The organism is Sulfitobacter sp. HI0040, from assembly GCF_001634885.1.
Lineage (GTDB): Bacteria > Pseudomonadota > Alphaproteobacteria > Rhodobacterales > Rhodobacteraceae > Sulfitobacter.
Genome location: NZ_LWEX01000076.1, coordinates 1 through 13,544, shown reverse-complemented (window position 1 = coordinate 13,544; position 13,544 = coordinate 1). Strand labels below are relative to the sequence as shown.

Sequence of the window (13,544 nt, the reverse complement as noted above, 5' to 3'; positions counted from 1 at the left end):
CCGGGCCCTCTTCGCCGCGTCGCGCGCCTCGGCACGGGGGGCGGGGATAGCGCAGATCGACGCTACGATCGGGGCCACGAACGAAGGCGCCCTCGCTTACTATGCGGCGATGGGTTTCGAGACTTACCGCAGACGCCCGGGTGCCGTCTGCAAACGCTACGACATCATTCGGTAAGGCGCCCGCCGTCGCGGCAAAGGTCAGTCCAGCGCCTCGATATCCGCGATAACCTTCGCCCAAAGCTCCGGCGGCTGCGCGCCCGGAACAGCGTGGCGGCCACCCACGATGAAGGTCGGGACGGAGTTGATCCCCATGCTGCGGCTGTGGGCATCCCGGTCCCGGATCTCCTGCGCATCGACGTCCGATTCCAGCAAGCGACGGACCACGGCGGCGTCCATCTCGATCCCGTCGGCGACATCCGCCAGCACTTCGTGGTCGCCGATATCGCGTGCGTCGACGAAATAGGCGGTGAACAGGGCAGAGACGGCAGCGGTCTGGCGGCCCTCTATCCCGGCCCAGTGAATCAGGCGATGCGCGTCCAGCGTATTCGGCGTGCGCTTCATGCCCTCGAAGTCGATCTTCAACCCGGCCTTCTCGGCATGTTCGACCACCGGTGCATAGGCTTTGACAGCCCCCTGCTGGCCGCCGAACTTGGCCTCCAGATAGGCGCGCCGGTCCATGCCGCCCGCGGGCATTTCGGGGTTGAGCTGAAAGGGGTGCCATTCGATCGTGAAGGGATGATCGGGGCGTTCGGCCAGCGCCTTGTCCAGATGGGCCTTGCCGATATAGCACCAGGGGCAGATCGGATCGGACATGATGTCCAGCTTGACGGTCGTGGTCTCGGTCATGGTGTGCGGGCCTCGTATTCCTCGCGCAGCTTGCGCCGCAGCAACTTGCCGTTCGCGCCGACGGGCAGGGCCGGCACATGGATATAAAGGCGCGGTTGCTTGTAGCGCGCCAGCGACGTCTGGGCATACCTGTGCAGCGCCTCTTCGTCCAGTGGCCCGTCGGGTGCGGTGTAGAACGCGGCGATAACGGTGACATCCGTGCGCACCGCGACCTCTGCCGCCGCCACGGCCTCGATCTGCGGATGGCCCGCCATGACCGCCTCCACTTCGAGCGGCGAGACCCGGAAGCCGCCCGCGTTCATCATGTCGTCCGTCCGGCCGAGGTAGGCGATCTGCCCGTCCTCATCCATCACGCCGGTATCCCCGGTCACGAACCAATCGCCGCGGTAGCGCTCCGCCGTCTGTTCGGGCGCGCCGCGGTAGCCCAGCATCAACCCCGGCTCGGAGCGGTGCACGGCGATGAGGCCGGGCGTGCCGCGCGGAACGGGGCCATCATCGCCCAGCAGGGCCACGCGGCGACCGGGCTGGGGCTGGCCCAGCGTGCCGGGGGCGGCGGGATACGCCGGGCAGGCAGAGATGAAGGTGGAGCATTCGGACATGCCGTAGGCCTCGTAAATCTCCGTTCCCGTTGCGTCGCGCCAAGCGCTGCCCGTGGCCTCGGGCAGCTTTTCGCCCGCGCTCAGCCCGTGGCGAAGGGCCGGCAGGGGCGGGATTTTGCCGGACTTCATCATTTGCCGGTAAACCCCCGGCGTGGCGGCAAAAATCGTCGCTGCGGCCTCTGCCAACAGCGCGGGCAATGCGCCCGGTGGCGTGCCGGGTGATGGGATCAGGGCGGTGGCCCCCATCGTCCAGGGATCCATCAGGCCGGTGCCCAGCGTATAGGTCCAGTTGAACGCGCCCGCGTGGCACAGCCTGTCTTCGGAGCGCAGGTCATACCAGCCGTCGAACATCATCTGCCGCGCCCAGATGGCCCGGTGAGCATGCATGACGGCGGAAGGTTTGCCCGAGGTGCCGGAGGTATAGACGATATAGCCCAGCCGTTCGGGATCGCCCATGTGCCACTCGGCGGGGGGCAGGTCGTGCCACGCGCGGATCTGGGCCAGCGTCAGGCAGCGCGGATCCTCCGGGCAGGGCACCTCCGGGTCGTGCAGGATAACCGCCGGATCGAGTTCGCCGATGATGCGGGCCGTTTCACGCGCCGTCAGCGCGGCGGCGGTCGGCACCGGGACAAGTCCGGCTGCCAGCGCCCCCAGATAGGCGACCGGGAAATCGACGGTATTGCCCAGCCGCAGCAGTACCAGATCCCCCGGGGTCAGCCCATGGCGCAAAAGCCCCGTGGCCGTGCCCCGCACGGCGGCGGACAGTTCCGCGAAGCTCCAGCTTTCGCCGCCTTCGGAGGAGAGAATCCGCAGTGCGGTCTTGTCGGGCAGTGCGGCGGCATGGCGCAGCACATGGGCCGCCATGTTGAAGTGCGCGGGCGGGGCGGAAAACCCGCCATTGTCGGTGATAGACAGCATCGCGACTGGCTAGCCCGGGGGCGTCGCCGTTGCAAGCGCCCGGGCGGGACGCTATAGCCGCTGCCATGTCCGATCTGCCGCAATCCTCATTGATACAGTTGTCCCGTGGCAACGGAGAGGTGGAGCAGGTGCCGCCGCTCGACCTCGGGGCGCGGGTGCGGGACCTGCGCAAGGGCCGCGGCTGGACGCTGGAACAGGCTGCGCGGCAGGCAGGCATGGCGCGGTCCACCCTCAGCAAGATCGAAAATGGCCAGATGTCCCCCACCTACGACGCGCTGAAGAAGCTGGCGGGCGGGCTGGAAATCTCCGTGCCGCAGCTTTTCACCCCGCCCTCGGAGGGGCGGACCGGCGGGCGGATGACGCTGACACGGGCGGGCGAGGGGCGGGCGACGGCCACGATCACCTATGAACATGAATTGCTGGGGGATGCGCTGCTGAACAAGCGGATGCTACCCTACCGCGCCCGGGTACGGGCCCGCACGATGGACGAGTTCGACGGCTGGGTGCGCCACGACGGGGAGGAGTTCCTCTATGTGCTGACGGGCGTCGTGCGGCTTTATACCGAGTTCTACGAACCGGCGGAGCTGCGGCGGGGCGACAGCGCCTATTACGACGCCACCATGGGGCACAACGTCATCTCCGTCAGCGCCGACGACGCGACGATCCTCTGGGTCACCAGCCTTACCTGAAGGGCCTGTTCAGGCGCACGATTGATCCCCGAAAAGCGCGCGCAGCCCGAAATGCGCGATGCCCACGGCCAAAAGCTGCGCCAGCACGAAGGCCGGAATATGCGCCGGGGTGATCCCGGCAAAAGTATCCGAAAAGCCGCGCGCCACCGTCACCGCCGGATTGGCGAAACTGGTGGAGGCGGTGAACCAATAGGCCCCGGTGATATAGAGCGCCACCAGCGTCGGGACCGCTTCGGCCCGGGCGCGCAACCCGCCAAAGATCACCATGAGCAGCCCCAGCGTCGCCACCAGTTCCGAAAACCACTGCGCGCCGCCGGTCCGGTGCGCGGTCAGCGACCATTGCCAGACCGGCAGATCGAACATCAGATGGGTGATCCAGACCCCCACCAGCCCACCGCCCAGCTGTGCCGCGACGTAGCCGGTGAAATCGCGCCAGCCGAGCTCCCCCCGCAGGGCGAAGGCCAGAGAGACCGCCGGGTTGAAATGCGCCCCCGACAGCGGCCCCAGTACCGTGATGATGACATAGAGCATACAGCCCGTGGCAATCGCATTGGCGAGCAGCGTCAGCGCCATGTCGCCCTGCGCCAGCGAAACACCCATGACGCCCGATCCGATGACGGAGACGAGCAGCAGCGCGGTTCCCAGCGCCTCGGCCCAATAGGCGCGGGTCATGATGACATCGGCCCCGGGGGGCGGTAAAACGGGGCAGGGAGGCTGTGTTGCGTCTTCATGCCCGCGCTATAGGCGGCCCATGTAACAACAATGTGACGCTCCTCGCGCGTCATTCGGCTGCCGGACCCCACCACCAGACCTCTGGCATGAAGTTTGGCCCGTCCCCGTAGAGCGGGATGGTATCGGGGTATTTCATCCGCGCGTCATGGGCGATCCGGTCCTCGTTATAGAGCCAGAAGGGCACCACGTAGCGCCCCGCCGTCAAAAGCCGGTCCAGCGCGCGGGTCGCGGCGGTGAAGGCTTCGGTATCGCGGGCGTTCAGCATGGCGTCGATCATGGCGTCGATGGCCGGGGATTTGACCCCCATCAGGTTGCGCGCGCCCGGTTGGTCGGCGGCCTCCGACCCCCAGTAGTAGCGTTGCTCGTTGCCGGGGCTCAGCGAAAGGGCGCGGCGGAAGAAGGTCATGTCGAAATCATATTCGGCGTTGCGCGCCACGAATTGCGCGTCGTCGACCGTTTCGATCCGTGCGTCGATGCCCAGCCGCCGCAGCGCCTGAAGATAGAGCTCGGCAATGGCCATGTTCTCGGCGCTGCCCTTCGACAGCAGGATATCGAAGGCCAGCGGCGCGCCGTCCGGTCCGCGCATGGTGCCGTCCTCGACCGTGTAGCCGGCGGCCTGAAGCTGCTTCATCGCGGTGCGGATGCCCGCGCGGTTGCGGGCCGAGCCGTCGCTGACGGGCAGGGCGTAGCCATCGAGCGTACCCGGGGGCAGATCATCCGCATAGGGGGCCAACAGGGCGTCTACATCGCCTGTCGCGGCACCCTCCTGCATCCCCAGCACCGAATTGGAGAAGTAGGAGGTGATCCGTGGCTGTGCGCCGCCGGTCAATGTCTCGTTGATGAACTCGAAATTGAAGGCATGGATCATCGCGTCCCGCACCCGCCAGTCATCGAAAGGCGCGCGCCGGGTATTCATGACAAAGCCGGTCATGCCTGAGGGTTTCTGATGCGGAAACACCGATTTGACCACCTCGCCCCGCTGGATCGCGGGGAAGTCGTACTGCGTGTTCCATGTTTCGGCGTTGAACTCCCTCAGGGCCGAAATTTCGCCCGCCTTGAACGCTTCGAACATGACATTGGCGTCGCCGTAGAAATCGAGGCGGATGCTATCGAAATTATGCGTGCCCTGACGGAACGGCACATCCGTGCCCCAATAGTCGGGGTTACGCTTCAGCGTGACCTGTTTTCCGGCCTGATAATCCGCGACGACATAGGGCCCGGTGCCAAGAGGGACCTCCGCCAAGGGCGCATTGGCGAAATCCTTGCCGTCCCACTGCGCCTTGCTGAGAATCGGCCGCATACCGGCCAGCAGGGCCAATTCGCGGTTGTCCTCGTTGAAATACAGGCGGACCTGGCGTGGGCCGGTCTGTTCCATCCGTTCGATCTGCTGGCGCAGCCCGTGGTAGCGGGGATGCCCCTCGGTGCCCAACAGGTCATAGGAAAAGATCACATCCTCGACCGTGACGGGGGTTCCGTCGGAAAAGGCGGCACCCTCGCGCAGGGTGAATTCGACCCACGAACGGTCCTCGGCGGTTTCGACCGATTCGGCCAACAGCCCGTAGAGGGTGAAAGGCTCGTCCCAAGAACGGCCCATCAAGCTTTCGTGCGTGAAGAACGGCAACTGCCAGGGAGCCGTCCCCTTGCGCACGAAGGGATTCAGGCTGTCGAAACCCCCGGTATTGCCCAGCGTAATATCACCTCCTGTCGGGGCATCGGGATTCGCATAGGGGAGCGACACAAAATCTGGGGGTAACGCGGGCTCACCATACATGGATATGCCATGTGTCGATTCCGCTTGCGCTGCACTGCCGAAAAGAATCAGTGAAAAAGCGGCTGCAACACACCGTGTGGTCAGGAAATTATAACTATACATTTTCGAAACAATTCCACCCGCGCCTTGTTTTATTGGCTTTGTGCTTAACCGGGCTTTCCCGCCATATCAAACTTTTAGCTTGGATTGCTGCGAGAGTTTGCTTATAAAGAGGGCACTGCTCGATAGGTTTCTTGCCTGTATGAAACCTGCCTCAATAACTTAACGCCCGCTTCGTGCGGGCGTTTTTTTTTGCCCTCGTGACCCCTTTGGCGGTCTGTCGGAAACCAAAGCGCCCCGAAAACCGTTTGCCTTGCCTCTGCAGCATGACATGCTGCGCATGCAGAACGCCGATGAAGGAGCGCACCCATGGCCTATACGATCGACCTGTCCGGCAAGACCGCCGTCATCACCGGATCCAATTCCGGAATCGGATTGGGCATTGCCCGCGAACTGGCGCAGGCGGGGGCGGACATCGTGCTCAACTCCTTCACGGATGACAGCGCCGACCACGAACTCGCCTCCGGCATCGCGGAGGAGTTCGGCGTTTCCGCGCGCTACATTCAGGCCGATATGTCAAAACCCGATCAGTGCCGCCGCCTGATCGAGGATGCCGGACGGTGCGATATCCTCGTGAACAATGCAGGGATCCAGCATGTGGCGCCGATCCCCGAATTTCCGGTCGAGAAATGGGATGCGATCATCGCCATCAACCTGTCTTCGGCCTTTCATACCACCGCCGTCGCGCTGCCGATAATGCGCAAGGCGGGCTGGGGGCGGGTGATCAACATCTCCTCCGCCCATGGCCTCACCGCGTCGCCTTTCAAGGCGGCCTATATCGCGGCCAAACATGGTATCGTGGGGCTGACGAAGACGACCGCGCTGGAAACGGCGAAGGAAGACATCACCTGCAACGCCATCTGCCCGGGATACGTGCTGACGCCGATCGTGGAAAAGCAGATCCCCGATACGATGAAGGAATACGGCATGAGCCGCGAAGACGTCATCGAGCAGGTCATGCTGACGCGCCAGCCCAGCCGCGAATTCGCGACCGTCGAACAGATGGGCGGCACCGCCACCTTCCTGTGTTCGCCCGCGGCAGCACAGATCACCGGCACGACGATCAGCGTCGACGGGGGTTGGACGGCTCTCTGACCCCACACAGGGCCCGCGCATCGCGCCGCCTCTGTCGGAGGCGGCGCAACCTATTTCGGAGGTCACCTCATGGCACCCAAACGCATCAACCTTGCCCTGCAGGGCGGCGGCGCTCATGGCGCTTTCACCTGGGGTGTGCTGGACCGGCTCCTGCAGGAGCCGGAGCTTGAAATTTGCGCCATTTCAGGCACTTCCGCCGGTGCCTTAAACGGTGCCGCGCTCAAGGCCGGGATGGCGAAGGGCGGCCGCGAGGCCGCGCGCGAAAACCTCGATTGGCTCTGGACGCAGGTATCCGGCGTGTCGGACCTGCGGATGGCTCATTGGCTGGCACCCTTCGGCGTGGGCGCGCTGAGCCATGCGCTTTCCTATTCCTGGCCGGTGACGCTGGCCGATACGCTTTCCAGCGCGATCTCTCCCTATGCCTACGGCCCCTTCTATCGCAATCCGCTGACGGACATCGTCGCCCAGTTCGACTATGCCCGGATTTGCCACAGCGACGCGCCGCGGCTTTTCGTGGGGGCGACGCGGGTGCGCAACGGCAAGATCCGCATCTTCAAGGATGAAGAGATCAGCGGGGAAGCCATCATGGCCTCCGCCTGTCTGCCCACGTTGTTCAAGGCGGTGGAGATCGACGACAGCGAAACGGGTCGGCGCGAGGCGTTCTGGGATGGTGGGTTTACCGGCAACCCGGCGCTCTTTCCGCTCTTCGCCAAGGACCTGCCCGATGACATTCTCGTGGTCAGCATCAACCCGATGGAGCGCGATGACATCCCCGTCACACCCCAGCAGATCCAGAACCGCGTGAACGAGATCAGCTTCAACTCCAGCCTGCTGCGCGAACTGCGCGCCATCGAATTCGTGCAGCGTCTGCTCGACGATGGAACAATGCCGCAGGGCCGGATGAGCCGGATAAGGATGCATATGATCGCGGATGATGCGCTGATGGCGAAACTGTCTGTCACCACGAAACTGGTGCCCAACGTGGCCGTCATCGCCGCATTGAAGGAGGCCGGGATCGCGGCTGCCGAGGCGTTCCTCGCCGGGGATGCGGAACATGTCGGCAAGCGTAGCACGCTGGATTTGCCCGAAATGTTCGGCTGACGCGCCTTTATTCGACGCGCGCGCGCCTGTCGGTGTGATCCCCCACCTCAAGGATCGAGTCGCCCGATTCCGGGTCGCCGATCCGCCCGGACGGGTAGACGAGCCCCGCGGAAATCACCAGTTTCGCGGCATCCTCGACCGACATGTCCAGTTCGATCACGTCCTTGCGCGGAAAGAAAAGCAGAAAACCCGATGTGGGGTTCGGCGTGGTGGGCACGAAGACGGAAACCATCGTGTCACTGGGATCGGACTTCGCCGCCACCTCGCCCTTGGCGGTGGTGGAGATGAACCCAAGCGCCCAGATGCCCCGCCGCGGATATTCAATGAGGCAGGCCGTTTCGAAGCTGCGTTCGGACTGGGCGAAGATTGTTTCCGATATCTGTTTGATCCCGGAATAGATCGTACGCACCACCGGCGTCCGTTCCACCAGACTTTCCGCGAAGCGGATCATCGAACGCCCGATGATCCCCTTGGCGATCCAGCCCATAAGTATCGTGAAGAGGAAGAAGATCACGACGCCGAAGCCGCGCACGTTGACCTGCACGGACGGGTCGAGGCCGAGGAAATCCTGAATCAGCCGGTCCGGGTGATAGGCCTTGGGCACCAGCGGCAGCACGAAGCCGTCGATCCAGCCGATGACGCTCCAGATCAGCCAGAGCGTGAGCGCGACGGGGGCGATGACGACCAGACCCGTCAGAAACGAAGCGCGGATCCGCGCCACGAGACTGCGGCGCGTTGTGATCGGTTCTGGATCGAACGGGGTATTCATCTTGGGCGGTGCGTCCTGTTATTTTCGGTCAACAGGTAAGCGGTTTGTCCGGGGCCCACAATGGCAGCCGGTCAGCCTGCGACATTATCGTTGGACAACATAGCCAGTTGTGCCGCAATTTCAGCCGCGAGCCGTGCATTGTTGCGCACCAGCGCGATATTCGCGGTGAGCGAGCGGCCTTCCGTCAGTTCGAAAATCCGCTGCAGCAGATAGGGGGTCACGTCCTTGCCCGCGACGCCCGCAGCATCCGCGTCCTTCTGGGCGCGGGCGATGATCGGGTTCATCTCTTCGGCAGAAATTTCCGCCGAGGCGGGAATGGGATTTGCCACCAGTTGCCCGCCCGAAAGGCCGAGTGCCGCGCGCAAGCGGTGGGCCTTGGCGATCTCGCGCGGATCATCGAGGCGCAGGGGGGCTTTCAGCGGCGACTGCGCGCTCCAAAAAGCCGGGAAACTGTCCTGCCCGACGGCGATGACCGGCACGCCTTGGGTTTCCAGCACTTCGAGGGTCTTCGGTACATCGAGAATCGCCTTCGCACCCGCCGCGACGACGGTCACAGGCGTCCGGGCCAGTTCCATGAGGTCGGCGGAGATGTCGAAGCTTTCCGCAGCACCCCGGTGCACGCCGCCGACCCCGCCCGTGGCGAAAACCTCGATGCCGGCGCAGCGTGCGGCGATCATCGTCGCGGCGACGGTGGTCGCACCGGTTCCGCCCGCGCTGATGCAGACGGCCAGATCGGCGCGCGACAGCTTCGCGACATCTTTTGCCTGCGCGAGTCGGGAAAGCTGTTCATCATTTAGCCCGATGTGCAGCCGCCCATCCATCACGGCGATGGTGGCGGGCACGGCCCCGGCGGCGCGGATGTCACCCTCCACCTCGCGGGCGACTTCCAGATTCTGCGGATAGGGCATCCCGTGGGTGATGATTGTGCTTTCAAGCGCCACGACGGGGCGATTGTCACGCAGGGCGGCGGCGACCTCATCGCTCAGATGCAGGGGCAGGGCGGGGGCGGTCATATCTTGGTCTCTCCCGAAACATAGAGTGCGGCGGCTTTCAGGGCGTCTTCGAGCGCGTCGGCGCCCCGCCGCCCGCCAAGTTCTGCCGCGATATGCGCGGCCATGAAGGTATCGCCCGCGCCCGTGATCCGCGCGACCTGCACTTCGGGCGGCGACAGCGTATGCAGGCCCTTTTCGTCACCCACGGTGGCAGGCGCGCCGCCGTCGGTCACGACACAGCGGACCGCCCCGCGGGCCAGCAATCCTTCGGCTGCGGCGCGGGAGGTGGCAAAACCGGTCTGGCAGAGCAGGCCCGCCTCTTCGAGGTTGACATAAAGCGTGCCGCGCCGGGCCTGCATGAAGGGCGTCAGCCGCAATGCCTTGCCGGGGGAGGCGGGGGCAACGCGCAGATCGGCCTCCGCCAGCATGGCGTCGCGGGCGATCCGCGACAGCAGGTCGAGCGTCAGGTTCCCGTCCAGCGCTACGGCTCCGCGATAGGGCGCGGGCAGGGTGCCATCGGTGAAGGGGCGCAGTATCTTGTCGCCCGCCGCTTCCAGTGAATGGGCATCGGCAATAGCGGCGATCAGGCCGTTCGCGCCCTCCACCGCCATATAGCGATCCGTCGGCAGATCGTCGGAGCGGTAGATGAACGCGGTATCGAGGCCCCGCATCCGGCAGGCGGTGATCAATTCGTCGCCTTCGGCGTCACGGCCTACCGCGCTCAGCAAGGCAGGGGACAGGCCAAAGCGCGCCAGCGCCATCCCGATGTTCAGCGCCACACCGCCCGGCAACCGTGTGATGCGCCCCGGCATGTCAGAACCTTGCCGCATGGGGCTTTCGCAGCGTCCGATCACATCCCAGAGGACGGAACCGATGCAAAGGATATCGACAGGGGGCGCCATCCAGGCGGTTTAGCCGCACGCCGGGACGAAGCGCAAGCAGCCTTATTCGGCGGGCACGGCGAAGGTGAGCGAGGCCCAGAGCGTTTCATAAAGCGGCGCATCGGGGTCGCCCCCGGTATCGGGCGCATCGCGGATCACCACCGAATCCACCAGATAGGTCAGGCCGGGCGTGACCGGGAACCGGACGATCCCTTCGGCATCGGTGCGCAGTTTGGTCACCGTTACAGCGTCGGCTGCGTCGCGCTCATAGACTTCCACCTGCACATCGACGCGGGGGGCGCCTTCGTAGGTCAGGGCGACGGCCATCTCCTCCGCCGGAGCCAGCGTATAGGGATTGGTGAGCGCGACCAGTTCCGTCTCCAGCCCCATGGGGGCGTCGGAGCCATTGCCGTCACCCACGGCGATGAGCGCCTTGGAATGGCGGGTGTAGCTTTCCACGACCCTGTCCTGGTCGAGCCCCGCAGCCGCGTGTTCTTCGGACACCTGCGCGAAGTCCTTGTGTTCGGTAAAGCCCACGAACTTTTCCCATTCGGTGTAGATCACCCGGGCGGGTGCGGCTTCGTGCACCACGGTCAAAAGCCCGTCGCGCGGAGGCGACAGCATGGTCAGCGCGGGCGTGTCGCCCATGCGGGCCTGAACCGGTACGACGACGCCTTCGAAGGACAGGTCGAACCGGGTCGTCCGGTTCGGGAAATATGCGAGCTTGATGCCCTCGAAAATCTCGCCATTGCGCAGATTGACGGACATTTTCTGTCCCGGTTCAACCAGATACGAGGTTGCATCCAGCCAAAACTCATGGGCATCAACTGATTTAGCTGCAATAACACTGGCTAACACTAAGGCGAGACGGGACAGGGACATGCTGAATACTTTCTTTGGGTCATGGGCAAGGCTGACATGGGCCATGGTATTGTCAAGCGGGCTGGCTCTTTCGATCACACCTGCGTGTGCACATGAGGTGCAGCCGACAATCGCTGACCTGACCGTCGCCGAAGGCGCGGCAGAGCTTGTCATGCGGGTCAATCTCGAAGCGCTGCTGTCAGGGATCGACCTAGATACGGTGGTGGATACAAACGATGCGGCCGATGCGGACGTCTACGATGCCCTGCGCGCCCGCCCGCCGGAGGAAATCGCCGATCAGGCCGCGCGCCTGCTGGAGCGCTGGAACGATCTGCCGCTGCTGACGGTGGATGGCGCGCCGCTCATGCTGTCGACGGTTGCGATTTCGGTTCCCGAAAACGTGAATATCGAACTGCCCCGGATCTCGACCTGGGAACTGCGGGGCGAGGTCACGTCGGACCCGCAAAGCGCTACGGTCGCATGGCCCGATGGTTCCGGCGCGCTCGTCCTGCGCCAGCAGGGGGTGGAGGCCCCCTACACCGGCTATATCGAAGGCGGCGACACCACGCCCGAAATCAATCTGGACGGGGGCGATGCCCAAGGGGCAGGGGACGCGCTGCTGACCTATATTCCCGTCGGGTTCGATCACATCATACCGAAAGGTCTCGATCACATCCTGTTCGTCTTGGGGCTGTTCTTTCTGTCGGCGCATCTGCGTCCGCTGATCTGGCAGATCTCGGCCTTCACGCTGGCCCATACGGTGACGCTGGCGATGGGTGCGCTGGGCTGGGTCAACGTACCCGGCAGCATCGTCGAGCCGCTGATCGCGGCTTCCATCGTTTATGTCGCGGTGGAGAACGTCTTTCATTCGGGGCTGAACCGCTGGCGACCGCTGGTCATCTTCGGTTTCGGGCTGTTGCACGGGTTGGGCTTTGCCTCCGTGTTGGAGGAATTCGGCCTGCCCGAGGGCCAGTTCATTCCCGCGCTTATCGGTTTCAACATCGGGGTCGAAGTGGGCCAGGTCACCGTGGTGCTCGTGGCCGCCGCCTGCGTGTGGTGGGCGCTGCGGGTGTTGCGGGGCCGGGGACAGGTCAAACCGGCCATCCTGGGCTACGGCGTTCTGACCGTGCTGGCGCTTGCGGCGGCCTTCCTTCCATGGCCCGCGGCAGAAGTTCCGCCTGCGCTCTTCGCCCTGCCCATCGCGGCCCTTTTCGCGGCCTGCGGTCTGGCGCTGCAGTTCCGCGATGATGTGACCTTGCCCTACCGCCGCTTCGTGGCGGTGCCCTTCTCGCTCGCGATCGCGGCGGTCGGGGCCTATTGGTTCATCGAACGGGTGTTCCTCTAACCCGAGAGCCCCGCGCGCATGGCCTGCACCTTGCGGGCCAGCGCCTCGGCGGGGTTTTCCGCGCGCCAAAGCTCTTCGCCGATGCCGAAGAAGTCCGCGAAAGGCGCCAGCCGGGTGAGCGCGGCGTCATCCAGACCACCTTCGGCCACGACCGGCACTTCGATAACCTGCGACCACCATTCGAACAGGTCCGTTTCGGCATAGCTGCCGTCATCCAGCGCGCTGGCGCTGGCCGGTCCAAAGGCGATGTAATCGGCACCGGCTTCGCCCGCCGACATGCCGTCATGGCGTGAGGTGCCGCAGAACGCGCCCACAATCGCATCCTCGCCCAGCGTCTTGCGCGCATGGCGAACGGACCGCGCGGCATCGCCCAGATGCACACCATCAAGCCCGAGCCGTTCGGCCAGCAGCGTGTGGTCGGAAATGACGAGCGCCACGTCGCGGGCATGGGTCACTTCGCGCAGGGCATCGGCGGCGCGCGACAGGCGGTCTTCGTCCCGGGTGGAAAGCGCCAGCCGCACGCAGGCGACCGGATGCGCATCAAGGACCGACGCCAGAACGGCGGGAAAGCGGGCCAGTTCGATTTCGGGGGGTGTGATCAGGTAGATCTGGGGCTCTTCGGGCGCGTCCATCGGTCTGTCCTTCTGTCGTGCTGGCAGACGACTAGCCGATGAGTCGGGAAAAGGAAACGGATATGAATGACGCGGCAGCCCAACGCGGCCCGGGCGGACTTGCGGGCGGGCAGGGCGCACACTAAGACGCCCGCATGAACAGCCCCGCACAAACCCAGCCCCCGGCCATTCCCGCCTTTGTCCTCGTTCGGCCCCAGATGGGCGAGAATATCGG

The 13,544-nt window shown here is 64.8% G+C and carries 13 protein-coding genes; 4 read left to right on the top strand and 9 right to left on the bottom strand.

Annotation, left to right across the window (positions count from 1 at the left end; genetic code table 11):
• Positions 1–198: 198 nt before the first annotated feature.
• Positions 199–846, bottom strand: coding sequence for a DsbA family oxidoreductase (locus A3728_RS06085; RefSeq protein WP_067921182.1), 648 nt, complete (start codon positions 844–846; stop codon positions 199–201).
• Complete coding sequence (locus tag A3728_RS06080; RefSeq protein ID WP_067921181.1) at positions 843–2,363, bottom strand: class I adenylate-forming enzyme family protein; 1,521 nt, start codon at positions 2,361–2,363, stop codon at positions 843–845. The genes A3728_RS06085 and A3728_RS06080 overlap by 4 nt, the downstream gene beginning before the upstream one ends.
• Before the next feature lie 65 nt (positions 2,364–2,428).
• Between A3728_RS06080 and A3728_RS06075 the strand changes: the two genes are divergently transcribed.
• Positions 2,429–3,052 (top strand): helix-turn-helix domain-containing protein, encoded by a 624-nt coding sequence (locus A3728_RS06075; protein WP_067921178.1) that lies wholly within the window; start codon positions 2,429–2,431, stop codon positions 3,050–3,052.
• Between the two features lie 9 nt (positions 3,053–3,061).
• On the opposite strand, the gene A3728_RS06070 is transcribed toward A3728_RS06075, so the two are convergent.
• Complete coding sequence (locus A3728_RS06070) at positions 3,062–3,727, bottom strand: aquaporin (protein ID WP_067921177.1); 666 nt, start codon at positions 3,725–3,727, stop codon at positions 3,062–3,064.
• Between the two features lie 106 nt (positions 3,728–3,833).
• Positions 3,834–5,555 carry an extracellular solute-binding protein gene (locus A3728_RS06065; protein WP_067921175.1) on the bottom strand — a complete coding sequence of 574 codons (1,722 nt, stop codon included), beginning with the start codon at positions 5,553–5,555 and terminating at the stop codon, positions 3,834–3,836.
• 420 nt (positions 5,556–5,975) lie between these two features.
• Between A3728_RS06065 and A3728_RS06060 the strand changes: the two genes are divergently transcribed.
• Both A3728_RS06060 and A3728_RS06055 read left to right on the top strand, forming a co-directional pair.
• Positions 5,976–6,749: a 3-hydroxybutyrate dehydrogenase gene (locus A3728_RS06060; protein ID WP_201722210.1), complete on the top strand. Its 774-nt coding sequence runs from the start codon at positions 5,976–5,978 to the stop codon at positions 6,747–6,749.
• 69 nt (positions 6,750–6,818) lie between these two features.
• On the top strand, positions 6,819–7,850 hold the full coding sequence (locus A3728_RS06055; RefSeq protein WP_067921172.1) for a patatin-like phospholipase family protein: 1,032 nt from the start codon (positions 6,819–6,821) through the stop codon (positions 7,848–7,850).
• Between the two features lie 7 nt (positions 7,851–7,857).
• On the opposite strand, the gene A3728_RS06050 is transcribed toward A3728_RS06055, so the two are convergent.
• From A3728_RS06050 to A3728_RS06035, 4 genes are all read right to left on the bottom strand, one after another.
• Positions 7,858–8,619, bottom strand: a complete 762-nt coding sequence (locus A3728_RS06050) for a DUF502 domain-containing protein (protein WP_082851107.1) — start codon at positions 8,617–8,619, stop codon at positions 7,858–7,860.
• Positions 8,620–8,690: 71 nt separating this feature from the next.
• A complete protein-coding gene (locus A3728_RS06045; RefSeq protein ID WP_067921170.1) occupies positions 8,691–9,632 on the bottom strand; it encodes a pseudouridine-5'-phosphate glycosidase in 942 nt (313 codons plus the stop codon).
• Positions 9,629–10,513 (bottom strand): PfkB family carbohydrate kinase, encoded by an 885-nt coding sequence (locus A3728_RS06040; RefSeq protein WP_067921167.1) that lies wholly within the window; start codon positions 10,511–10,513, stop codon positions 9,629–9,631. The genes A3728_RS06045 and A3728_RS06040 overlap by 4 nt, the downstream gene beginning before the upstream one ends.
• Positions 10,514–10,555: 42 nt before the next feature.
• Positions 10,556–11,374: a DUF4198 domain-containing protein gene (locus A3728_RS06035; RefSeq protein WP_067921165.1), complete on the bottom strand. Its 819-nt coding sequence runs from the start codon at positions 11,372–11,374 to the stop codon at positions 10,556–10,558.
• On the opposite strand from A3728_RS06035, the gene A3728_RS06030 reads away from it, so the two are divergent.
• Positions 11,373–12,698, top strand: coding sequence for a HupE/UreJ family protein (locus A3728_RS06030; RefSeq protein WP_067921163.1), 1,326 nt, complete (start codon positions 11,373–11,375; stop codon positions 12,696–12,698). The two genes, A3728_RS06035 and A3728_RS06030, sit on opposite strands and share 2 nt — an antisense overlap.
• Here A3728_RS06030 and A3728_RS06025 read toward each other — a convergent pair.
• Positions 12,695–13,330, bottom strand: coding sequence for a thiamine phosphate synthase (locus A3728_RS06025; RefSeq protein ID WP_067921161.1), 636 nt, complete (start codon positions 13,328–13,330; stop codon positions 12,695–12,697). The two genes, A3728_RS06030 and A3728_RS06025, sit on opposite strands and share 4 nt — an antisense overlap.
• Positions 13,331–13,544 lie beyond the last annotated feature (214 nt).

Excerpts from the sequence above, each read along its gene's own strand:
- A3728_RS06040 (WP_067921167.1), bottom strand. The coding sequence starts at position 10,513 with ATGGCGCCCCCTGTCGATATCCTTTGCATCGGTTCCGTCCTCTGGGAT.
- A3728_RS06075 (WP_067921178.1), top strand. The coding sequence starts at position 2,429 with ATGTCCGATCTGCCGCAATCCTCATTGATACAGTTGTCCCGTGGCAAC.
- A3728_RS06055 (WP_067921172.1), top strand. The coding sequence starts at position 6,819 with ATGGCACCCAAACGCATCAACCTTGCCCTGCAGGGCGGCGGCGCTCAT.
- A3728_RS06085 (WP_067921182.1), bottom strand. The coding sequence starts at position 846 with ATGACCGAGACCACGACCGTCAAGCTGGACATCATGTCCGATCCGATC.
- A3728_RS06025 (WP_067921161.1), bottom strand. The coding sequence starts at position 13,330 with ATGGACGCGCCCGAAGAGCCCCAGATCTACCTGATCACACCCCCCGAA.
- A3728_RS06050 (WP_082851107.1), bottom strand. The coding sequence starts at position 8,619 with ATGAATACCCCGTTCGATCCAGAACCGATCACAACGCGCCGCAGTCTC.
- A3728_RS06045 (WP_067921170.1), bottom strand. The coding sequence starts at position 9,632 with ATGACCGCCCCCGCCCTGCCCCTGCATCTGAGCGATGAGGTCGCCGCC.
- A3728_RS06065 (WP_067921175.1), bottom strand. The coding sequence starts at position 5,555 with ATGTATGGTGAGCCCGCGTTACCCCCAGATTTTGTGTCGCTCCCCTAT.
- A3728_RS06080 (WP_067921181.1), bottom strand. The coding sequence starts at position 2,363 with ATGCTGTCTATCACCGACAATGGCGGGTTTTCCGCCCCGCCCGCGCAC.
- A3728_RS06035 (WP_067921165.1), bottom strand. The coding sequence starts at position 11,374 with ATGTCCCTGTCCCGTCTCGCCTTAGTGTTAGCCAGTGTTATTGCAGCT.
- A3728_RS06030 (WP_067921163.1), top strand. The coding sequence starts at position 11,373 with ATGCTGAATACTTTCTTTGGGTCATGGGCAAGGCTGACATGGGCCATG.